Source organism: [Anoxybacillus] calidus (assembly GCF_013760845.1).
Lineage (GTDB): Bacteria > Bacillota > Bacilli > Bacillales > Anoxybacillaceae > Paranoxybacillus > Paranoxybacillus calidus.
This window is the reverse complement of the sequence record NZ_JACDUU010000004.1, coordinates 72,530-93,914: the sequence shown is the minus strand read 5'-3', so window position 1 is coordinate 93,914 and position 21,385 is coordinate 72,530. Positions and strand designations below refer to the sequence as shown.

22 protein-coding genes, 1 tRNA gene, 1 riboswitch and 1 other annotated feature are annotated in these 21,385 nt (G+C 40.1%); of the genes, 22 read left to right on the top strand and 1 reads right to left on the bottom strand.

Annotation, left to right across the window (positions count from 1 at the left end):
* Nucleotides 1–102 precede the first annotated feature (102 nt).
* The 5 genes from HNQ85_RS17615 (at nucleotide 103) to HNQ85_RS09405 (ending at nucleotide 5,086) form a co-directional block, all read left to right on the top strand.
* Entirely contained in the window at nucleotides 103–660 is a 558-nt protein-coding gene (locus tag HNQ85_RS17615; RefSeq protein ID WP_246326836.1) for a hypothetical protein, read from the top strand.
* A 40-nt stretch (nucleotides 661–700) separates the two neighbouring features.
* Nucleotides 701–1,009 (top strand): hypothetical protein, encoded by a 309-nt coding sequence (locus HNQ85_RS17610; RefSeq protein ID WP_246326835.1) that lies wholly within the window; start codon nucleotides 701–703, stop codon nucleotides 1,007–1,009.
* A 125-nt stretch (nucleotides 1,010–1,134) separates the two neighbouring features.
* A complete protein-coding gene (locus HNQ85_RS17605; RefSeq protein ID WP_246326834.1) occupies nucleotides 1,135–1,539 on the top strand; it encodes a hypothetical protein in 405 nt (134 codons plus the stop codon).
* A gap of 19 nt (nucleotides 1,540–1,558) precedes the next feature.
* The gene (gene uvrC / locus HNQ85_RS09410) at nucleotides 1,559–3,334 is read left to right on the top strand and encodes an excinuclease ABC subunit UvrC (RefSeq protein ID WP_181537500.1); all 1,776 of its coding nucleotides are present in this window, start codon (nucleotides 1,559–1,561) and stop codon (nucleotides 3,332–3,334) included.
* A gap of 69 nt (nucleotides 3,335–3,403) precedes the next feature.
* A riboswitch (Lysine riboswitch) is annotated at nucleotides 3,404–3,585 on the top strand.
* Between the two features lie 259 nt (nucleotides 3,586–3,844).
* Nucleotides 3,845–5,086 (top strand): aspartate kinase, encoded by a 1,242-nt coding sequence (locus HNQ85_RS09405; RefSeq protein WP_181537499.1) that lies wholly within the window; start codon nucleotides 3,845–3,847, stop codon nucleotides 5,084–5,086.
* 54 nt (nucleotides 5,087–5,140) lie between these two features.
* Here HNQ85_RS09405 and HNQ85_RS09400 read toward each other — a convergent pair whose 3' ends face one another.
* Entirely contained in the window at nucleotides 5,141–5,596 is a 456-nt protein-coding gene (locus HNQ85_RS09400; protein WP_181537498.1) for a DUF2507 domain-containing protein, read from the bottom strand.
* Between the two features lie 308 nt (nucleotides 5,597–5,904).
* Here HNQ85_RS09400 and HNQ85_RS09395 point away from each other — a divergent pair, with 308 nt between their 5' ends.
* From HNQ85_RS09395 to HNQ85_RS09315, 17 genes are all read left to right on the top strand, one after another.
* Nucleotides 5,905–6,513 (top strand): succinate dehydrogenase cytochrome b558 subunit, encoded by a 609-nt coding sequence (locus tag HNQ85_RS09395; protein WP_181537497.1) that lies wholly within the window; start codon nucleotides 5,905–5,907, stop codon nucleotides 6,511–6,513.
* A gap of 35 nt (nucleotides 6,514–6,548) precedes the next feature.
* Nucleotides 6,549–8,306: a succinate dehydrogenase flavoprotein subunit gene (gene sdhA, locus HNQ85_RS09390; protein ID WP_181537496.1), complete on the top strand. Its 1,758-nt coding sequence runs from the start codon at nucleotides 6,549–6,551 to the stop codon at nucleotides 8,304–8,306.
* Nucleotides 8,306–9,067 carry a succinate dehydrogenase iron-sulfur subunit gene (gene sdhB, locus HNQ85_RS09385; RefSeq protein WP_181537495.1) on the top strand — a complete coding sequence of 254 codons (762 nt, stop codon included), beginning with the start codon at nucleotides 8,306–8,308 and terminating at the stop codon, nucleotides 9,065–9,067. Before sdhA ends, sdhB begins: the two co-directional genes overlap by 1 nt.
* Nucleotides 9,068–9,214: 147 nt before the next feature.
* Entirely contained in the window at nucleotides 9,215–9,691 is a 477-nt protein-coding gene (locus HNQ85_RS09380; RefSeq protein ID WP_181537494.1) for an acyl-CoA thioesterase, read from the top strand.
* 129 nt (nucleotides 9,692–9,820) lie between these two features.
* Nucleotides 9,821–10,045 (top strand): spore germination transcription factor GerE, encoded by a 225-nt coding sequence (gene gerE / locus HNQ85_RS09375; RefSeq protein WP_181537493.1) that lies wholly within the window; start codon nucleotides 9,821–9,823, stop codon nucleotides 10,043–10,045.
* 182 nt (nucleotides 10,046–10,227) lie between these two features.
* On the top strand, nucleotides 10,228–10,674 hold the full coding sequence (locus HNQ85_RS09370) for a MarR family winged helix-turn-helix transcriptional regulator (protein WP_181537492.1): 447 nt from the start codon (nucleotides 10,228–10,230) through the stop codon (nucleotides 10,672–10,674).
* A gap of 9 nt (nucleotides 10,675–10,683) precedes the next feature.
* On the top strand, nucleotides 10,684–11,496 hold the full coding sequence (gene racE, locus HNQ85_RS09365; protein ID WP_181537491.1) for a glutamate racemase: 813 nt from the start codon (nucleotides 10,684–10,686) through the stop codon (nucleotides 11,494–11,496).
* Between the two features lie 109 nt (nucleotides 11,497–11,605).
* Nucleotides 11,606–12,688 carry a GerMN domain-containing protein gene (locus HNQ85_RS09360; protein ID WP_181537490.1) on the top strand — a complete coding sequence of 361 codons (1,083 nt, stop codon included), beginning with the start codon at nucleotides 11,606–11,608 and terminating at the stop codon, nucleotides 12,686–12,688.
* A 96-nt stretch (nucleotides 12,689–12,784) separates the two neighbouring features.
* The gene (gene rph, locus HNQ85_RS09355; protein WP_181537489.1) at nucleotides 12,785–13,546 is read left to right on the top strand and encodes a ribonuclease PH; all 762 of its coding nucleotides are present in this window, start codon (nucleotides 12,785–12,787) and stop codon (nucleotides 13,544–13,546) included.
* The gene (locus tag HNQ85_RS09350; protein ID WP_181537488.1) at nucleotides 13,543–14,148 is read left to right on the top strand and encodes an XTP/dITP diphosphatase; all 606 of its coding nucleotides are present in this window, start codon (nucleotides 13,543–13,545) and stop codon (nucleotides 14,146–14,148) included. Before rph ends, HNQ85_RS09350 begins: the two co-directional genes overlap by 4 nt.
* A gap of 5 nt (nucleotides 14,149–14,153) precedes the next feature.
* On the top strand, nucleotides 14,154–14,663 hold the full coding sequence (locus HNQ85_RS09345) for a metallophosphoesterase family protein (RefSeq protein WP_181537487.1): 510 nt from the start codon (nucleotides 14,154–14,156) through the stop codon (nucleotides 14,661–14,663).
* 194 nt (nucleotides 14,664–14,857) lie between these two features.
* Nucleotides 14,858–14,931 (top strand) — tRNA-Arg (locus HNQ85_RS09340).
* A 296-nt stretch (nucleotides 14,932–15,227) separates the two neighbouring features.
* Nucleotides 15,228–16,133, top strand: a complete 906-nt coding sequence (ilvE, locus tag HNQ85_RS09335; RefSeq protein ID WP_181537486.1) for a branched-chain-amino-acid transaminase — start codon at nucleotides 15,228–15,230, stop codon at nucleotides 16,131–16,133.
* A gap of 12 nt (nucleotides 16,134–16,145) precedes the next feature.
* Nucleotides 16,146–16,490, top strand: a binding site (T-box leader).
* Nucleotides 16,491–16,560: 70 nt separating this feature from the next.
* Entirely contained in the window at nucleotides 16,561–18,279 is a 1,719-nt protein-coding gene (gene ilvB / locus HNQ85_RS09330; protein ID WP_181537485.1) for an acetolactate synthase large subunit, read from the top strand.
* A complete protein-coding gene (gene ilvN / locus HNQ85_RS09325) occupies nucleotides 18,276–18,794 on the top strand; it encodes an acetolactate synthase small subunit (RefSeq protein WP_181537484.1) in 519 nt (172 codons plus the stop codon). Before ilvB ends, ilvN begins: the two co-directional genes overlap by 4 nt.
* Nucleotides 18,795–18,821: 27 nt before the next feature.
* Complete coding sequence (gene ilvC, locus HNQ85_RS09320) at nucleotides 18,822–19,847, top strand: ketol-acid reductoisomerase (RefSeq protein ID WP_181537483.1); 1,026 nt, start codon at nucleotides 18,822–18,824, stop codon at nucleotides 19,845–19,847.
* Nucleotides 19,834–21,381, top strand: a complete 1,548-nt coding sequence (locus HNQ85_RS09315; protein WP_181537482.1) for a 2-isopropylmalate synthase — start codon at nucleotides 19,834–19,836, stop codon at nucleotides 21,379–21,381. Before ilvC ends, HNQ85_RS09315 begins: the two co-directional genes overlap by 14 nt.
* Nucleotides 21,382–21,385 lie beyond the last annotated feature (4 nt).

Here is a 21,385-nt window from a genome sequence, read left to right as displayed (position 1 = left end):
TCGTATATAGTGTTATGTCCTATATATTGTGTGTGATTGTAGGGTCTGACACTTTTTGGGGTCAGCCTTTTTTAGTTGAACTACTTGAAAAGGTGAAAGATTATGAAACATTTTCTGGGAAATAAACGTTTTATGTCATATTTTTGTACATTTATCGGAGTTAGCGCACTTAGTTTGCTGTTTTATGTAGAATATCAATATGCAAGTCCATATGCGGCAACGTGGGATCAAGTTGATTTTGCGTTAGCGTTAAATCGTTATGACTTATTGGCCATGCAGCCTCATTTTCCAGGATACCCTTATTTCATTCTTGGGGGGATGATTGTAAACTCATTTATTGAGAATCCAGCAAAAGCGTTGTCTATTTTTAATGTGTTTATGATGTTATCGGCAACGATACCGAATTTTTTGTTAGCAAAAAAATATTACGAAAGTGATATTGCTTGGATAATTACATGTCTTTTGATGCTCATTGTTACGCAGCCGATGTCAGAAGGTGCTGGAATCGCTGTTTTATGGTGGTATTTATGGGCGGTTCAAATGACCAGAGAACGCCTTATATTGTCCTTTCATCTTCTGTCATTATTTTTTAAGTATGATATTAGGAATCCGGCTTTCTTATTTGCCTTTCGCAGCGGCACTCCTTTTTCTATGGTATGATGATTGGAAAAAATATAAAAGAATTGGCAGGATCATTCTATTGTTTATTGCCGCGTTGTTTTTTCAATTGATTTGGGGTGGTGCAGTAGCCTTAACAGAAGGAAGAATAACGGGATTTATCAAGCTTGCTTTAGCTTTTACAAGCGATCACTTTCAAGAATGGGGTGGTGCGGTAACAGCGGAACATGATTCACTTTTTGAGCGGTTTCTCATCTTCATTTTTTATAATATCATTTGGACGGGGATTGCCAGCCAAACGATTTTCTTGCTTATTGCATATGTCGTCTTAGTATTTTTGCTGCTCGTAAAACAAACGAAGCAGCTATCATTCCATATTGGCTATTCATAATAAGCATCGTCTATTTTCTTTGGGCGTGGCTTGCGCAAAATATTGATAAGCCACGCCATATTGCACCGTTAGTTACGATTATTCTCTTTTATATTTGGGGACGCTATTTTTCTGTTGGGAAGTCCATGTATAAAAAATGGTTTGCATTAACTGTATTCATCGTTCAAGTCATTGTCGGCAGTATACATGTATATGGTCAAGCAACTCACTTGCCAGCAACTTACCAATTAACATATGATTTACAAAAAGTAGATGCTCCTTTTGTTATTTATACGTGGGAAGAGACGAGAGTAATGGAATATTTAGACGCCGATTTTATCCATAAACGGGTGCTTCATTTTGACATTTTTTTACAGGGTAAAGTGAACTATAAACATGCTACAATTTATTTGACAGATCATGTAGTCAAAGGATTTACGGAACAAGGGGTTTCACTTGAGAGGCATTTGCGTAAGGTGAAAACCTATCAATCAAGCACATTAGCAGACCCCATTTATGGAGAAATTACCTTGTATGAGTGGATAGATTAATGTCATTGGAGTGATTGTCATGCATGATCACTTAAAAGAAAAGTTAGCGTTTTTGCCTGAACAGCCGGGCTGCTATTTAATGAAAGATAAAAACGGAACAGTCATTTATGTTGGGAAAGCGAAAGTGTTAAAAAACCGTGTGCGCTCGTATTTTACCGGAACGCATGACGGAAAAACGCTTCGTCTTGTCAATGAAATTGCTGATTTTGAATATATTGTCACTTCTTCGAACCTTGAGGCGCTCATTTTGGAAATGAATTTAATAAAAAAGTACGATCCGAAATATAACGTCATGTTGAAAGACGACAAAAGTTATCCGTTTATTAAAATTACCGCTGAAGAGCATCCGCGTCTCATCATTACAAGAAAAGTAAATAAAAAAGATAAAGGGAAATATTTCGGACCTTATCCGAACGTGCAGGCGGCGAATGAAACAAAAAAGCTGCTGGATCGTATTTATCCGCTGAGAAAATGTTCGACTCTGCCAGATCGAGTATGTCTTTATTATCATATGGGACAATGCCTTGCTCCATGTGTACATGATGTTTCACCAGAGCAAAACAAAGAGATTGTCGAGCAAATCGTTCGTTTTTTAAATGGGGGATACCGTGAGATTAAAGAAGAGCTGACAGAAAAAATGTTAAAAGCGGCAGAAGCTCTTGAATTTGAAAGAGCAAAAGAATACCGTGATCAAATTGCCCATATTGAAGCAACGATGGAAAAGCAAAAAATGATGATGAACGATTTTGTGGACCGCGATGTCTTTGGTTATTCCTATGATAAAGGCTGGATGTGCGTTCAAGTTTTCTTTATCCGGCAAGGAAAATTGATTGAACGGGATGTCTCGATGTTTCCGATGTATCAAGACCCTGATGAGGAATTTTTAACATTTTTAGGGCAGTTTTATACAAAAGCTAATCATTTTAAACCGAAAGAAGTCATTTTGCCCGAAGATGTGAATGGAGAATTGGCTGGACAGCTCCTTCAAGTAACGGTTGTCCAGCCGAAAAAAGGAAAGAAAAAAGAACTTGTTGATTTAGCAAACAAAAATGCGGCTATTGCTCTTAAAGAGAAGTTTTATTTAATCGAGCGCGACGAAGAACGAACAATAAAAGCAGTAGAGAATTTAGGAAAAAAGCTTGGGATTCCGACACCGCATCGCATTGAAGCATTTGACAACTCCAATATTCATGGAACCGATCCTGTCTCAGCGATGATTGTATTTATTGATGGCAAGCCGGAGAAGAAAGAGTATCGAAAATATAAGATCAAAACGGTGGAAGGTCCTGACGATTATGAATCAATGAGAGAAGTTGTCCGGAGAAGGTATGTACGTGTGTTGAAGGAGAACTTGACGCTTCCTGATTTGATTATCGTTGATGGCGGCAAAGGGCAATTGGCAGCCGCCCGCGATGTGCTTGAAAATGAGTTAGGGCTTGAAATTCCGATTGTAGGACTTGTGAAAGACGATAAACACCGTACTTCGGAATTAATTATTGGCGATCCACCCAAAACGGTTGATTTAGAGAGGAACAGTCAAGAATTTTATTTACTGCAGCGCATTCAAGATGAGGTGCACCGATTTGCTGTTACATTCCATCGTCAAGTGCGCGGCAAGACTGTATTTCAGTCTGTATTAGATGAAATTCCGGGAGTAGGAGAAAAGAGAAAAAAAGCGCTGCTGAAACATTTTGGTTCTGTCAAAAATATGCGTGAAGCTACTGTGGAGGAATTGAAACAAGCTGGAATTCCACATTCGGTTGCTGAAAAAATTTATGAGAAATTACGAGAATAATATTGTTATTTATATAGAAATTTGGTACAATTTTCTCAAAATGAATATTTATACACTTCTAAACACTGAAGTGAAGATAGAGGTGCGAACTTCAAGAGTAGGCATTCTGAGGAAAATGAGTTCCGATGATGAATGTTGAAAGGGGAGCGTCGCCGAAGTGGAAAAAGTCTCATTGCTTTTTCTGCTGGTCCTGCGTTTAAGAAATGTAGGACTGTCAAGATGAGAAACCATCTTGGAGAGCTATCTCACTGCGTGGAGCGAATTTGTTTTTTCGTTATTCACAGCAATGAGATTTCTCTCATTGCTGTTTTTTATTTGCGCGCAATCTAGCTTTTCTATCTATATCGATATAGATAAAGTAAACCTTCATCAGTGGGAACTTCATCCCTACTGCTGTTAGTTAAACTTATCGTACTTCTAGCGTCCGTTATCTCCCATCTGTAGAGGTGAGAGCCTTACGGGCGATTAGAACGGGATAAAGTAAAATTATGAACTAAAGGATGAGTGATAGTGGGAATTATTGTACAAAAATTTGGTGGAACATCTGTTGGTTCAATTGAACGCATTCAAAATGTAGCTAACCGAGTGATTGAAGAAGTCAACAGCGGAAACCAGGTAGTCGTTGTTGTTTCAGCAATGGGAAAAACGACGGATGAACTTGTTAATCTAGCAAAGCAAATTTCGAAAAATCCAAGTAAACGCGAGATGGATATGCTTTTAACAACCGGTGAACAAGTGAGTATTGCTCTATTAACAATGGCACTGAAAGAAAAGGGCTATGACGCTGTTTCTTTAACCGGATGGCAAGCGGGGATTGAAACGGAAGCCGTGCATGGAAACGCAAGAATTACGAACATCGACACGACAAGAATATATAAACATTTAAACGAAGGAAAAATCGTCGTTGTTGCCGGATTCCAAGGAATGACGAAAAATCAGGAAATTACAACTCTTGGACGCGGCGGTTCTGATACAACGGCTGTTGCGTTGGCAGCAGCATTAAACGCTAAAAAATGCGACATTTATACAGATGTTACCGGAGTGTTTACAACAGACCCACGCTATGTAAAAAAAGCCCGAAAACTACAAGCCATCTCATATGATGAAATGCTAGAATTAGCCAATTTGGGGGCTGGTGTTTTACATCCGCGGGCTGTTGAGTTTGCGAAGAACTATCAAGTACCGTTGGAAGTGCGCTCAAGTATGGAGCGTGAGCGCGGCACAATCGTTGAGGAGGAAGCTTCAATGGAACAAAACTTAATCGTAAGAGGAATTGCTTTTGAAGACCAAGTGACGAGAGTGACCATTCAAGGATTGCCGAACGAGCTGCATACGTTATCGACGATTTTTATGACACTTGCCAATCATGGGATTAATGTAGATATTATTATTCAAAGTGCAACAAGCGCAACGACGATGTCGATTTCTTTCTCGATTCACACGGAAGACTTAGATGAAACGTTAAAAGTACTGGAGTTTCATAAAGATCAATTAGGCTATGAGACGATTGAACATGAAAGCGGATTGGCGAAAGTATCCATTGTCGGTTCGGGAATGATTTCAAATCCTGGTGTTGCTGCGGAGATGTTTAAAGTGCTTGCTGAACATGGAATTGAGGTGAAAATGGTCAGCACGTCGGAAATTAAAATATCAACCGTCGTTGAACAAAGTAAAATGGTCGCTGCTGTTGAAGCATTGCACGATGCGTTTCAGCTTTCTGAAGAGGTAGCTGATGTACCTGTTATTTCGTAGTAGAATGATAGAAAAAGGTCACTCCCTAAATGAAGCATGGGAGTGACCGCTTCATTATTCAACGATCATATCTTTTTTATCCCATTTGACAGTGAAAACGACTTTTTTCGCCCGTTTTTTCGGCTGTTCATAGGCCTCGGTTATCCGCTTTTTCTGCTGTTCGATTTGCTGGGCGAGAAAACCGGCTTCAAGCTGAAAAGTACAATCTTCCTTATAGGAGAGACGGGTGATAATAAGCGGGCTTGTTAATTCAAATTCAAGTTCATCCTTGCCTTCGGAAACGATTGTTAGTGTTCCCCAACCAGCCTTTTCAAAAAACGAAATAATCTCCTCCATCGTTTCCAATGGATATTTACGGGCAAGGCTTTTTCCGGCCCAATATAAAATGCTTGCAGTTTCTTTTCCTAAAAGATCTGGAAGAAGAATTTCACGGATAATTTCGTATCCAAAACTAGAGATGTCAATATCTTTTAGTAATCCATAGTGTTGTTCAAATGTTAATTGTTTCACAAGCTTCCCCTCTTTCTAACAAACATTATAACGAAATGAATGAAAGAAAACAGTAGTTTTTCGATATGGAGAATAAAAGATTTACTTTGAAAAATTATTTTAATTTTCGAATGATTGAACAATTTGTGAACACGTTTTCTTGACGCTCCTACATTCTGGGAGTACAATGGATGTGACAAATGATTAATGGAAATGGAAGCAGTTTCATTTCTATTAATAAAAATCTAGTAAATGTGGATGGGGAGTGTATAAGAAATTTTTTGCGAACATCTTTTATGTTGATTGTCACAATTTAAGGGGGGTTACATATGGCAGGAAATCGTGAATTTTTTTATCGCCGACTTCATTCATTGTTAGGAGTTATCCCGGTAGGCCTCTTTTTAGTTCAGCATTTAGTGGTGAACCACTTTGCAACGAGAGGACCTGAAGCTTTTAACCGTGCGGCGCATTTTATGGAAAATTTACCGTTTCGTTATTTTTTAGAAATATTTGTTATTTTTCTTCCGCTATTGTTCCATGCCATTTATGGATTGTATATCGCTTTTACGGCGAAGAACAATGTGAGCCGATATAACTATTTCCGTAACTGGATGTTTATGTTACAACGTTTATCAGGTATCATCACTCTTATTTTTGTAACATGGCATGTATGGGAAACGCGTGTACAAGCTGCATTTGGTGCGGAAGTGAATTATGAAATGATGGCGAACATTGTTGACAATCCGATGATGCTCGGATTCTACGTTTTAGGTATTATTTCGACGGTGTTCCACTTTTCTAACGGTTTATGGTCTTTCTTTGTAAGTTGGGGAATTACTGTTACTCCTCGTTCGCAACAAATTTCAACATATGTGACAATGGCTATTTTCGTAGCGCTTTCCATTGTTGGTATCCGCGCCATCTTAGCATTCGCTTAATCCACAACTAGCAATCTTTTAAGGAGTGAGTAACGATGAGTAAAGGAAAAATCATAGTAGTTGGTGGCGGCTTAGCCGGCTTAATGGCAACGATTAAAATTGCAGAAGCAGGCGTGCCTGTAGAATTGTTTTCGCTCGTACCAGTAAAGCGATCTCACTCTGTTTGTGCTCAAGGTGGGATTAACGGTGCAGTAAATACAAAGGGTGAAGGTGACTCTCCATGGGAGCACTTTGATGATACAGTATATGGTGGTGACTTCTTGGCGAACCAGCCACCAGTGAAAGCGATGTGTGAAGCAGCACCAGGCATTATTCATTTACTAGATCGCATGGGCGTCATGTTTAACCGTACGCCTGAAGGATTGTTAGACTTCCGACGCTTTGGTGGTACACAGCATCACCGTACGGCATATGCGGGGGCAACTACTGGTCAGCAGCTTCTATATGCGTTAGATGAGCAAGTGCGTCGTCACGAAGTAGCTGGTCTTGTGACAAAGTACGAAGGATGGGAGTTTTTAGCTGCTGTTTTAGATGATGAACAAATCTGCCGTGGTATTGTTGCTCAAAATTTAACAACAATGGAAATTAAAGCGTTCCCAGCTGACGCTGTTATTATGGCGACAGGTGGACCGGGAATTATTTTCGGTAAGTCAACGAACTCCATCATTAACACGGGATCAGCCGCTTCTATTGTTTACCAGCAAGGTGCATACTATGCAAACGGTGAGTTTATTCAAATTCACCCAACAGCGATTCCAGGCGATGACAAATTGCGCTTAATGAGCGAATCTGCACGCGGTGAAGGTGGACGTGTATGGACATATAAAGATGGTAAGCCGTGGTATTTCTTGGAGGAAAAATATCCTGCTTACGGAAACCTTGTACCACGTGATATCGCAACTCGCGAGATCTTCCATGTTTGCGTGGACTTAAAGCTTGGCATTAACGGCGAAAATATGGTGTATTTAGATCTTTCTCATAAGGATCCGAAAGAGTTGGATATTAAGCTTGGTGGTATCATCGAAATTTACGAAAAATTCATGGGAGAAGATCCACGCAAAGTTCCGATGAAAATCTTCCCTGCCGTTCACTACTCAATGGGTGGTCTATGGGTTGATTACGACCAAATGACAAATATTAAAGGATTATTCGCTGCTGGTGAGTGCGACTATTCGATGCACGGGGCCAACCGTCTAGGAGCGAACTCGTTATTATCAGCCATTTATGGCGGTATGGTTGCTGGGCCGAAAGCAGTAGAATATATTAAAGGTTTAGAAAAATCAGCTGATGCAATGCCGTCTTCATTATATGACCGCTATCTCAAACAAGAAGAGCAAAAATGGGATAAGATCATGTCAATGGACGGTACAGAAAACGCTTATATCCTTCATAAAGAGCTTGGTGAATGGATGACAGACAACGTAACGGTTGTTCGTTATAATGACAAGCTGTTAAAAACAGATGAAAAGATTCAAGAGCTTCTTGAACGCTATGAAAATATTAATATTAACGATACAGCGAAATGGAGCAACCAAGGTGCATCGTTTACTCGTCAATTGTATAATATGCTTCAATTAGCGCGCGTTATTACGTTAGGTGCTTACAATCGGAATGAAAGCCGTGGAGCTCACTATAAGCCTGAGTTCCCTGAGCGTAACGACGAAGAATGGCTCAAAACAACAATGGCGAGATTTACGCCAGATGGACCAGCGTTCCACTACGAAGATGTTGATACTTCATTAATCAAACCTCGTAAACGTGACTATACGAAAAAGAAAGGGGAAGTGAAATGATGAGTGAGAAAAAAACGGTTCGCTTCATTATAACGCGACAAGATCGTCCTGATTCCCCTCCTTATGAAGAGGAATTTGAAATTCCTTATCGTCCGAATATGAACGTCATTTCCGCATTGATGGAGATTCGTAGAAATCCAGTCAATGCAAAGGGAGAAAAAACAACTCCTGTTGTTTGGGAGATGAACTGTCTTGAAGAGGTATGCGGCGCTTGTTCGATGGTCATTAATGGAAAGCCGCGCCAATCCTGTACGGCACTGATCGATCATTTAGAACAACCAATTCGTTTAGAGCCAATGCGCACGTTTCCGGTTGTGCGTGACTTGCAAGTTGACCGCAGCCGCATGTTTGATTCGTTAAAGAAAGTAAAAGCATGGATTCCAATTGATGGAACGCACGATTTAGGGCCTGGTCCGCGTATGCCTGAGCGTAAGCGTCAATGGGCATATGAACTTTCAAAATGCATGACATGTGGTGTTTGCTTAGAAGCTTGTCCAAATGTAAACAGCAAATCGAACTTTATCGGTCCTGCTCCGCTTTCACAAGTTCGTTTATTTAATGCTCACCCAACTGGAGCAATGAACAAGGCGGAGAGATTGGAGGCGATTATGGGAGACGGCGGACTTGCAAACTGCGGTAACTCGCAAAACTGCGTACAGTCTTGTCCGAAAGGAATTCCGTTGACAACATCGATTGCTGCGTTGAACCGAGAGGTAACGATTCAAGCCTTCCGTAACTTCTTCGGAAGCGACCAAGTATAACATATGCTTAATGAGGCTGTCCCATCATTGTCAGCCCCCACACAAAGCCGTATTATCAAGTGTAATGTCCGATATATTGTGGCTGTGGGGTCTGACACTTGGTTTTTGAGACAGCCTCTTTTTTCTAATGTGGGGGAGAGTAAATATATGAAGCAAATTAACTATATTCATGACTTTCAAGAATGGGAAAAAACATTTACTTTTTCGCATCCAATTAAAGTTCGTTTTTCAGAAACAGACATGTTTGGACATTTAAATAACACGGTTCCGTTTGTTTATTTTGAAGAGGCGAGAATTGAATTTTTTAAAAGTATTGGTTTTATGCAAAAGTGGACAGATTCGTTATCAGAAGAAATTCCAGTTGTTGCCGACTTGCAGTGCGACTTTCTCCAACAAGTGTTTTTTGGGGAACAATTAAGCCTATATGTCAAAGTACATTATGTGGGAAATTCGTCCGTTGACTTGCATTATATGGCGAAAAAAGATAACGGTACAGTTGCTTTTGTTGGCAGAGGAATGATGGTGCAAATCTCGAAAACAACAGGAAAGAGTGTTCCTTGGAATGAAGAAATGAGACAGGCACTCATTCGATTGCAATCGTCCATCACAAATATACCCCGTTGAACACCTATTTTTTATAATCTGTCATTTATTTCAGTCACCGTAATCCTCCAATTCACATACTATATGGTGAATAAATTATATACCCATCCGGTCGTTCAGGTCTGGCTAAAGCAAGGAGGGTTACAATACTTGAAGGAGAAACCATTTCAACAAAAGCCATTGCTTACCAAAAGAGAAAGAGAAGTGTTTGAATTATTAGTTCAAGATAAAACAACGAAAGAAATTGCAAGCGAGCTGTTTATAAGTGAAAAAACAGTTCGTAATCATATTTCAAACGCCATGCAAAAGCTTGGGGTTAAGGGGCGCTCTCAAGCTGTAGTTGAATTGCTACGAATGGGCGAACTTGAACTATAATAGATACCGGCTCACCTTAATTTTTTAAGGTAGCCGGTTTATTATTTTTATTATTGATTATGTAAGAAAGTGTAGTAAAATGAGAGTTGTGGCATTTTTGATTCGATGCATTTCGCTTGCAATTTGCATAAAAAAGTGTAAAAAATAGTAGAGTAAAAACGCGTTTTTACAGGAGAGATTTTATGACATCTCAATTTCAACAAAATGATGTCATTGTTGAGTTAGAAAAGTCGTTACGTTATGTAGCGGCTATTTTGAAACAAAAGGGAAGGGAAATTTTAACCCAATACCCGATTACACCTCCCCAGTTTGTGGCGTTGCAATGGCTCTTAGAAGAAGGGGATATGACGATTGGAGAGCTTTCGAATAAAATGTATTTAGCATTCAGTACGACGACGGATTTAGTCGATCGTATGGAGAAAAATCGTTTAGTGGCAAGAGTGAAAGATCAAAATGATCGAAGAGTTGTTCGAATTCATTTATTGCCAGAAGGCGAACGAATTATTGAGGAAGTAATCAAGAAACGACAACAATATTTGTTGGAAGTTCTTGGCGATTTCTCGGAAGAAGAAATTATCTTTTTAGAAAAAAGCTTAAAAAAATTACATCAAGAAATGAAGAAAGAATGAGGCGATCACTTGGATAGACCAATTGGTGTTATCGATTCAGGAGTAGGCGGGCTAACTGTTGCGAAAGAAATCATGCGACAATTGCCGAAAGAACAGATTGTTTATTTAGGAGATACAGCAAGATGTCCTTATGGTCCGCGTCCAAAGGAAGAGATTCGGCAGTTTACTTGGGAGATGACGAATTACTTATTGCGTTATTATGATATAAAGATGCTTGTTATTGCTTGTAATACTGCTACAGCTGTTGTTTTAGAAGAAATTCGTGAAAAACTTAACATTCCTGTGTTAGGTGTTGTTCATCCCGGTGCGAGGACTGCGTTAAAAATTACTAAAAATCATCATATCGGCGTCATCGGGACGATTGGCACAGTAAAAAGCGGTGCATATGAAAAAGCATTAAAATCAATCAATAACAAAGTTCAAGTTGAAAGTTTGGCATGCCCTAAATTCGTTCCACTCGTTGAAAGTGGAAATTTTGAAGGGGAGGAAGCAAAAAAAATTGTCGCAGAATCGCTTGTACCATTCAAGCATAGCGACATTGATACGTTAATTTTAGGATGTACTCACTATCCTCTTTTGAGTCCGTTGATTCGTGAGTATATGGGGAAAAAGGTAAAACTCATCTGCTCAGGAGATGAGACTGCGAGAGAAGTGAGTACAATTTTACATCATAGCAGACTGCTTAACACAGGAGAGAGAGTAAAAGAACATCTCTTCTTAACAACCGGACCAAAGGAACTATTTCAAAAAATTGCATCAAAATGGTTTGAATATCCAATCGAAAACGTTCAAACGATTGAACTAAAAACTCCTTCGGCTTAAAGTCGAAGGAGTTTTTATTTATGAAACGACTCATTTTGCTTTTTATGTTCTAATTTTTTAAAAGGCTCGTATACATAGTAGTACAAACTGGTCAATAGGAGGGAAATGTATGTTAAATCGCCGTGCGTGCAAGTTTGCTGCTTCATTCATTGTCTTAACAATGTTACTTAGCGGTTGCGGTCTTTTCGGAGAAGACAAAGCAGTCAAAGAAATTGACCCGCCACAAGACGTTACTTACTTAGAAGACGGAGAAGCGATACAACCTAGTAAAGAAGGCGAAAAGCAAACGAGTGCAAAAGAGGGGGAAAAAGCAACAGCAACAGTAAAGAGAGAGTTATATTTAATTGATAAAAACGGTTTTGTTGTTCCACAAACGCTCGAATTGCCAAAAACGGACGCTGTAGCAAAGCAAGCTTTAGAATATTTAGTAGAAGACGGTCCGGTATCAGAAATATTGCCAAACGGCTTCCGGGCTGTACTGCCTGCAGATACGCGGGTGCTTGGAGTGAAACTTGAAAAAGATGGAACGATCATTGCTGACTTTTCTCCAGAGTTTTCGAATTATAGGAAAGAAGATGAAAAGAAGATTTTACAAGCGATTACGTGGACATTGACACAATTTGATAAAGTCAAAAAAGTAAAAATTCGCATTAATGGTCATGACCAATCGGTAATGCCGGTCAACGGAACGCCGATTCAAGACGGGGTAAGCCGTGAAGATGGCATCAATATTGATACAAGCGGTGTAGTAGATATTACAAATACACACCCTGTAACAGTGTATTTTTTAGCTCAAGAAGATGAGCAAACTTACTATGTTCCTGTTACACGCCGGGTTTCAAATAAAGAGGAAGATCATGTTGTCGCTATCGTCAATGAATTAATTAAAGGCCCTAGCTATACGAGCGGACTGTTAAGCGATTTTCAAGCAGATGTGAAGTTATTAGATAAGCCAAAATATGAAAATGGCAAAGTGACATTGAACTTTAATGAGGGTATTTATGGAAGCAAAGAGAAAAATGTTATTTCTCAGCATGTCCTAAATTCGCTTGTTCTCTCATTAACAGAACAAGAAGGAATTGAAAGTGTAGCCATTACTGTAAATGGAAAAGCAAATCTTGTGAAAGAAGATGGAACATCACTAGCCGAGCCAGTAACAAGGCCAGAAAATGTGAATACAGGTAGTTTTTAAAAAACTTTTTTTGCTATACTATATAAAGAACAATAAGGAGGTAGGCAACGAAGCCGCCTCTTTCTGTTTATTCAGAGTGCTAAGGAGGTTGCTTTTATGAGAGTAGATGGAAGAGAAAAGCGTCAGTTGCGGCCAGTACATATTGAAACACATTACATAAAACATGCAGAAGGTTCTGTTCTTATTTCCATAGGAGATACGAAAGTCATTTGCACCGCTAGCATTGATGATAAAGTTCCGCCATTCATGCGCGGTGAAGGAAAAGGATGGATTACTGCTGAATATGCAATGCTGCCGCGGGCAACAGAGCAACGCAATCCGCGTGAATCGAGCAAAGGAAAAGTGTCCGGACGTACGATGGAAATTCAGCGTCTTATCGGACGTGCTTTACGTTCTGTTGTTGATTTACAAAAGCTTGGAGAAAAGACCATTTGGATTGACTGCGACGTCATTCAGGCGGATGGCGGAACACGCACGGCATCCATTACAGGTGCGTTTGTGGCAATGGTGTTAGCATTAGCTAAGCTTGTAGAAGAAGAAAAACTCACGGAATGGCCGATTACCGATTTCCTTGCCGCAACTTCAGTTGGTATTGATCCGGAACACGGGGTTATTTTAGATTTAAATTATGCTGAAGACTCTAAAGCAGAGGTAGACATGAATATCGTGATGACAGGAGCAGGAAATTTTGTTGAAATTCAAGGAACAGGAGAGGAAGCAACCTTTTCTCGTGAACAATTAAATGAATTATTGGAAACAGCAGAAGCAGGAATTCGGGAGCTGATCGAGATTCAGAAACAAGTACTAGGAGGTCTAGTAGAGAAAATAACTCGTTCGGAAAGAGTGGAGGAACAGTGAAAGAAGTTATTATCGCTACGAAAAATGCCGGAAAAGTAAAGGAATTTCAAACGCTATTTGCTGAAAAAGAAGTTGAAGTAAAATCGCTTTTAGATTTTGAGAACGCTCCTGATGTTGAAGAAACAGGAGAAACGTTTGCTGAAAATGCGATTTTAAAAGCGGAAACAATCGCTAATTATTTGAATAAAGTTGTGATTGCCGACGATTCTGGGTTGGTGGTTGATGCATTAAACGGCAAACCAGGCGTCTACTCTGCTCGTTATGCCGGTGAACATAAAAATGACAAGGAAAATATAGCTAAAGTACTTGAGGAATTAAAAGGGGTTCCTTTTGAAAAACGAACAGCCCGTTTTCATTGTGCATTGGCAGTTGCCATTCCTCGTCAGCGCACAGTTGTAGTCGAAGGAACATGTGAAGGATATATTGCAGAAGCACCAACAGGAACGAATGGCTTCGGCTATGATCCGATTTTTTATGTACCAGAGAAACAAAAAACGATGGCAGAGCTTTCAAAAGAAGAGAAAAATAAAATTAGTCATCGGGCGAATGCATTGAAAAAATTAGAAAAAATATGGGACGAGCTTGTTGAGACTAAGGAGTAGGTGAAATGAAAGTACTCATTGTTAGTGACAGTCACGGATTAACAAGAGAGCTTGTGGAAATAAAAAATCGCCATTCCGGAAAAGTAGATGCTTTTATTCATTGCGGTGATTCAGAATTGCCGTATGGAAGTTCCGAACTGCAAAATTTTTTGTATGTCCGTGGCAACTGTGATTTTGCGAAGGAATTTCCGGAAGAACGAACGGAAGACATTCAAGGCGTTCGCTTTTTTATCACTCATGGTCATCGTTATAATGTAAAGATGACATTCATGAATCTTTATTATCGTGCTCAAGAAATCGGAGCAAAAGTCGTATGTTTCGGTCATTCCCATATTGCCGGAGCAGAAAATATCAACGGTATTTTATTTATTAATCCCGGAAGCATCTATCTGCCGCGTATGAGAAAAGAAAAAACATATGTCATACTTGAGATTGACGAAGAAAAAGCGACGGTATATTTTTATGACATTCATGGCAACGAAATCCCAACTTTATCACAAACTTTTTCACTATGAGGCTGACTCAAGAGTGTCTGAGCTCACGCGAAACCTATAATATATAGTGTTCTCATCTAATGATGTACGATATATTGTGATTGTAGGGGCTGACACTTTGCTTTAGGGTCAGCCTCTCTGTTTTAATAATGTATTGACTTTATAACATTAGTTATTTATAATAATAAATGTCTTTGAAATCGAATATGAATTGTGTCCCAGTAGCTCAGCAGGATAGAGCAGCGGCCTTCTAAGCCGTCGGTCGGGAGTTCGAATCTCTCCTGGGACGTGTAAAAACCTCTCTTTCCTAAATTAGGAAAGAGAGGTTTTTGTTTGTCTTGAAAATGGATTTCTTAAATCAATACAAGCACAAACAAAATAAAAAATTTTTACATCTTAAAATCCTTGATTTCATCGCAATGAAAGCGTATACAAATATTCTAATAAATCTAAATATTCCAAAAATGGTATTGACTCTTCTTGAGATTGAGCGTATGATAATTTTCAAATAAATCAAACAAATTTGATAATTGATGAAAACTCAGATAAGGAAAGCGCTACTTGCAAGGGAAGAGGGGAAAAATAGTGAACGAACAATGGATTTTTTTAAACGATGAATTTGTTACAAAAGAAAACGCGAAAATTTCTGTCTATGATCACGGATTTTTGTATGGAGATGGAGTATTTGAAGGAATTCGCGTCTACAGCGGAAATGTGTTTCGTTTGAAGGAACATATTGATCGGCTTTATAGATCGGCAAAGTCGATTTTGCTTAATATCCCTTACACAAAAGAAGAATTAACAGACATTATCGTTCAAACAATACAAAAAAACGGATATCAAGATGCTTACATTCGCGCCATTGTTTCCCGCGGTGTTGGCGATTTGGGGCTTGACCCTTATAAGTGTAAAAAACCACAAGTTGTTGTCATTGCTGAACCGTTAGCGATTTTTCCAAAACATTTGTATGAAACGGGAATTGAGGTTGTTACGGTTCCAACGCGGCGGAATCGACCTGATGTGCTTAGTCCAAAAGTGAAATCTCTTAACTACTTAAATAATATTTTAGTGAGAATTGAAGCCCATTTAGCCAATGTCAGCGAAGCGCTCATGTTAAATGATCAAGGCTATGTCGCTGAAGGATCGGCTGATAACGTGTTTATCGTAAAAAACGGTGTGCTTTATACACCGCCTGGATATGTCGGTGCCCTTGAAGGAATTACGCGCGATGCAATTATTGAAATTGCTCAAGAACTTGGCTATGTCGTCAAAGAAGAACCGTTTACTCGTCATGATGTCTACACGGCTGACGAAGTATTTTTAACAGGAACAGCAGCCGAAGTCATCGCTGTTGTTAAAGTCGATGGCCGTATTATTGGCGATGGAGTGCCAGGAGAACATACAAAACGATTGCTTGAAGCATTTAGACAGCGGGTTGTTTCTGAAGGTGTAAAAGTATATCAACCTAGCTCTAATATGAATGTGGGATAATTTTAATATAAAGAGAAAGCGTTGAAGAGGATAAGTAGTCAGCGGGGAAGGTATCTACAGAGAGCCGGGGAAGCTGGGAACCGGTGATGCTGCCGTTTGATGAACTCACCTCTGAGCGTCAGCCTGAACGTTACTAACTAGTAGGGTTGGCCGGGTGGAGATTTTCCACTCGTTATTAAAATGAGGGTGTTCTAAAAGTAAAGTGTCAGACCCCACAACATCATATATCGTACATAACATTAGATACATCGTGAAATATGTGTAAGGTCAGACACTTATGGGAATGCCCTCGTGAGGTGGTCATGATGACCACGAAGAAGGGTGGTACCGCGGAAAGTAAACCTTTTCGCCCCTTTGACTTTCGAGGAGAAGGTCTGTATGGGGTGAAGAGGTTTTTTTAATTCAATATTTTTAGGGGGAAGGGTGGATGACAACAAATATGAAAGTGGAAGAGAAAAGGTTGCAAAAGACAAAAATCAGCGGAGCATCGATGTTGATTGAAGCATTAAAAGCGGAAAAGGTTGAGGTGATTTTTGGTTACCCAGGCGGTGCGGTGTTACCGATTTATGACAAATTGTATGATTCAGGTGTATTTCACGTATTGACGCGACATGAACAAGGAGCCATTCATGCAGCAGAAGGGTATGCGAGAATTGCTGGAAAGCCGGGAGTGGTGATTGCCACGTCAGGTCCTGGAGCGACTAATATCGTAACAGGCTTGACTGATGCGATGATTGACTCGATTCCGCTTGTTGTATTTACAGGGCAGGTTGCCTCACATGTCATTGGATCTGACGCTTTTCAGGAAGCTGATGTTGTGGGAATTACAATGCCGATTACAAAACATAATTATCAAGTTCGTGACATTAATGAACTTCCCAAAATTATTAAAGAGGCATTTCATATTGCAACGACAGGTCGCCCAGGTCCAGTTTTAATCGATATCCCAAAAGATATTACAGTGTGTGAAGCGGAATTTGATTATGAGCAAGAGGTGAAGCTGCCAGGATATCAGCCAACCATTCGCCCCAATCATTTACAAATTCGCAAGCTAGTTGAAGCAGTGAGTCAAGCGAAAAAACCAGTGATTTTAGCTGGAGCTGGAGTGCTTCATGCTAATGCTGCAGATGAACTTAAACAATATGCAGAGCAGCAGCATATCCCAGTTATCCATACACTATTAGGCTTAGGGGGATTCCCGGCAGACCATCCTTTGTTTTTAGGAATGGCTGGTATGCATGGCACATACACAGCAAATATGGCGTTATACGAATGTGATTTATTGATCAATATCGGAGCTCGCTTTGATGATCGAGTGACAGGAAATTTAAAATATTTTGCGCCAAAAGCAACCGTTGCGCACATCGATATTGATCCAGCAGAGATTGGGAAAAACGTTCCGACGCAAATTCCAGTTGTTGGCGATGCAAAAGAAGCGTTGAAAGAGCTGATTCATCAAGAAGGAAGACCAGGAGATACAGCAGCATGGCACGAACAGCTGAAAAAATGGAAACAAGAGTATCCGCTCGTGTATAAAAACGACACGAGCACAATTAAGCCACAAAAGTTAATTGAACTCCTTTATGAACTTACAGGTGGAGAAGCCATCGTTACAACGGACGTTGGACAGCATCAAATGTGGGCTGCACAATATTACAAATTTACTAAACCGCATCGCTGGGTTACATCAGGGGGACTTGGGACAATGGGATTCGGACTTCCGGCAGCCATTGGTGCACAGCTAGCTGAGCCGAAAGCAACTGTTGTTTCAATTGTTGGCGATGCGGGATTCCAAATGACGTTGCAAGAGTTATCTGTTATTCATGAGCTCAATCTTCCAATTAAGGTGGTAATTGTGAATAACCAATCTCTTGGAATGGTTCGTCAATGGCAAGAACTCTTTTACGAAAAACGTTATTCTCATTCTTTAATCCCTAATCAACCAGATTTTATAAAATTGGCTGAAGCTTATAACATTAAAGGCTTTCGAGCGAAAAATGAGGAAGAGGCTGTACGAGTTTTAAAAGAAGCATTTTCGACAAATGAGCCGGTATTGCTTGATTTTCATGTGACTGCTGATGAAAATGTATATCCAATGGTCGCGCCTGGCAAGGGATTGCATGAAATGGTGGGGGTGAAACTGTGAAACGAATTATTACAATGACGGTCAATAATCGCCCAGGCGTTTTGAATCGAATTACCGGGTTGTTTACAAAACGCCATTACAACATTGAGAGCATCACCGTTGGACACACAGAGACAGAAGGCGTGTCACGAATGACGTTTGTTATCAACGTCGAAGATGAGCGCACGGCAGAGCAAATTACAAAGCAGTTAAACAAACAAATCGACGTGTTAAAAGTAACAGATATTACTGACCAAGCGATAGTCGCTCGCGAATTAGCCCTCATTAAAGTGGCAGTCAATCCTAATTTACGTAATGAAGTGTATACATTAATTGAACCATTCCGTGCTTCGATTGTTGATGTAAGTCGCGAAAGCCTCGTCGTTCAAGTCACAGGAGAATCAGACAAAGTCGAAGCGCTCATCGACTTGCTTAGACCTTATGGAATCAAAGAAATCGCTAGAACCGGAACAACAGCGTTTACACGCGGCTCACAAAAAAGTGCCGCTTCCAATAAAACAGCGTTTATTATTTAAAAAATATCAAAAAGGGAGAGGATAAATATGGCAAAAGTTTACTATAACGGAGATGCAAAAGAATCTTATTTACAAAATAAAACGGTGGCAATCATCGGATACGGTTCTCAAGGACACGCACATGCTTTAAACTTGCGGGAAAGTGGTGTGAATGTCATCGTCGGTCTTCGTCCTGGAAAGTCATGGGAGCAGGCGGAAAAAGATGGATTTGCAGTTCGTACTGTTCGCGAAGCAGCAAGAGAAGCTGATGTTGTTATGGTGCTGCTTCCGGATGAATATCAGCCAAAAGTATACAAAGAAGAAATTGAACCTGAGTTGAAGGCAGGAAATGCATTAGTATTTGCTCATGGATTTAACATTCATTTTAATCAAATCGTTCCGCCAAAAGATGTTGATGTATTTCTTGTCGCGCCAAAAGGTCCGGGACATTTAGTGCGACGCACGTATACAGAAGGGGCAGGAGTTCCTGCGTTAATTGCAATTTATCAAGATGTGACAGGAGAAGCCAAAGAAATAGCGCTTGCCTATGCAAAAGCGATCGGTGCTACAAGAGCCGGTGTATTAGAAACGACGTTTAAAGAAGAAACAGAAACTGACTTATTCGGTGAGCAAGCGGTATTGTGCGGCGGATTAACCTCTCTTGTAAAAGCAGGATTTGAAACATTAGTGGAGGCAGGATATCAGCCTGAAGTGGCCTATTTTGAGTGTTTGCATGAACTCAAGCTGATCGTTGACCTCATGTATGAAGGCGGTCTTGCCGGAATGCGTTACTCCATCTCTGATACAGCGCAGTGGGGGGATTTCATTTCTGGTCCGCGCGTCATTAACGCTTCCGTAAAAGAGGAAATGAAAAAAGTACTTGAAGATATTCAATCTGGTACATTTGCTAAAGGTTGGATTTTAGAAAATCAGGCTAATCGCCCTGTATTTAATGCGATTAACAAGCGGGAAAACGAACATCTCATTGAAGTGGTTGGCCGTGAGCTCCGGGAAATGATGCCATTTGTTAAACAAAAGCAGAAAGAAGCGGTGGTTACCAATGCGAAAAATTAACATTTTCGATACGACGTTACGTGATGGGGAACAATCAGCTGGTGTGAACTTGAATTTAACGGAAAAACTAGAAATTGCCCGACAGTTAGAACGCTTAGGCGTCGATATTATTGAAGCTGGCTTTCCTGCTGCTTCTAAGGGGGATTTTCAAGCCGTCAAACAAATTGCGGAAACAATCCGAAATTGTTCTGTCACTGGGCTTTCACGCTCGGTGCAGAGCGATATCGATGCAGCGTGGGAGGCGTTAAAAGGTGGAGCGGAACCCCGCCTTCACCTTTTTATCGCTACCTCACCAATTCATATGCATTACAAGTTGCGAATGAAGCCGGAAGAAGTGATAGAAGCAGCTGTTTCCGCAGTAAAATACGCCAAAAAATATTTTCCGATTATTCAATGGTCAGCGGAAGATGCCTGTCGTAGTGATTTGAAGTTTCTGAAAACAATTATTACTGAAGTGATTAAAGCGGGGGCGAATGTTATTAACATACCGGATACCGTTGGATATATTACCCCGAAAGAATATGGTGAAATTTTCTCTTATTTAACAAAAAATATTCAGAATATTGAAAAAGTATCCCTTTCCGCTCATTGCCATGATGATTTAGGAATGGCGGTAGCAAACTCATTATCCGCTGTTGAGCATGGAGCGACGCAAATTGAAGGAACGATTAATGGCATCGGCGAGCGCGCCGGAAATGCCGCTTTAGAGGAAGTAGCGGTAGCTTTATATATTCGAAAGGATTATTATCAAGCAACAACGCGATTAAATCTTCAAGAAATTAAAAGAACAAGTAACTTAGTGAGCAAGCTAACAGGCATGATGGTACCACCCAATAAAGCAGTTGTCGGCAAAAACGCTTTTGCTCATGAATCAGGCATTCATCAAGATGGTGTCTTAAAAGAAAAAACAACATACGAAATCATATCACCAGAACTTGTTGGTGTTCACTCGAATTCAATGGTGTTAGGAAAACACTCAGGGCGCCATGCTTTACGAAATCGCGTTACGGAGCTTGGCTACACATTGACAGAAGAAGAAATTAATAAACTATTTGTTCGTTTTAAAGAATTAGCAGATAAGAAAAAAGATATTACGGATGATGATTTAGTAGCGCTGGTTTTTGAAGAGAAATTTGATCAATTTAAAGATTTTTATCAACTTTCTTCGATTCAAGTTCAATACGGCACAAAGCAGATTCCAACAGCTGTCGTTGTATTAACGGATGGAAAAGGAAATGAAATTCAAGAAGCGGCAACAGGTGCGGGAAGTGTTGAAGCATTATATAACACGTTGGAGCGGTGCTTCCAAACAACAGTAAAACTATTAGACTATCGTATTGAATCGGTCAGCGGTGGAAGAGACGCACTTGCGCAAGTATTTGTCAAAGTGCGTGTTAATGACATAGAAACAAGTGGAAGAGGAATGGCGCAAGATGTGCTGGAAGCGTCAGCAAAAGCCTATATCAACGCAGTAAATCGCGTCTTTGTGATTGAAAAAATGCGAGATGAAAATCAGAAAGTAGCAATTAACTAATGGA

What these genes read in the sequence shown, in the direction of transcription:
- sdhA (WP_181537496.1), top strand. Translation starts at nt 6,549, where the DNA reads ATGAGTAAAGGAAAAATCATAGTAGTTGGTGGCGGCTTAGCCGGCTTA.
- HNQ85_RS09360 (WP_181537490.1), top strand. Translation starts at nt 11,606, where the DNA reads ATGTTAAATCGCCGTGCGTGCAAGTTTGCTGCTTCATTCATTGTCTTA.
- HNQ85_RS09315 (WP_181537482.1), top strand. Translation starts at nt 19,834, where the DNA reads ATGCGAAAAATTAACATTTTCGATACGACGTTACGTGATGGGGAACAA.
- uvrC (WP_181537500.1), top strand. Translation starts at nt 1,559, where the DNA reads ATGCATGATCACTTAAAAGAAAAGTTAGCGTTTTTGCCTGAACAGCCG.
- HNQ85_RS09370 (WP_181537492.1), top strand. Translation starts at nt 10,228, where the DNA reads ATGACATCTCAATTTCAACAAAATGATGTCATTGTTGAGTTAGAAAAG.
- HNQ85_RS09345 (WP_181537487.1), top strand. Translation starts at nt 14,154, where the DNA reads ATGAAAGTACTCATTGTTAGTGACAGTCACGGATTAACAAGAGAGCTT.
- ilvC (WP_181537483.1), top strand. Translation starts at nt 18,822, where the DNA reads ATGGCAAAAGTTTACTATAACGGAGATGCAAAAGAATCTTATTTACAA.
- HNQ85_RS09395 (WP_181537497.1), top strand. Translation starts at nt 5,905, where the DNA reads ATGGCAGGAAATCGTGAATTTTTTTATCGCCGACTTCATTCATTGTTA.
- HNQ85_RS09380 (WP_181537494.1), top strand. Translation starts at nt 9,215, where the DNA reads ATGAAGCAAATTAACTATATTCATGACTTTCAAGAATGGGAAAAAACA.
- rph (WP_181537489.1), top strand. Translation starts at nt 12,785, where the DNA reads ATGAGAGTAGATGGAAGAGAAAAGCGTCAGTTGCGGCCAGTACATATT.
- HNQ85_RS17615 (WP_246326836.1), top strand. Translation starts at nt 103, where the DNA reads ATGAAACATTTTCTGGGAAATAAACGTTTTATGTCATATTTTTGTACA.
- ilvB (WP_181537485.1), top strand. Translation starts at nt 16,561, where the DNA reads ATGACAACAAATATGAAAGTGGAAGAGAAAAGGTTGCAAAAGACAAAA.
- HNQ85_RS17605 (WP_246326834.1), top strand. Translation starts at nt 1,135, where the DNA reads ATGTATAAAAAATGGTTTGCATTAACTGTATTCATCGTTCAAGTCATT.
- sdhB (WP_181537495.1), top strand. Translation starts at nt 8,306, where the DNA reads ATGAGTGAGAAAAAAACGGTTCGCTTCATTATAACGCGACAAGATCGT.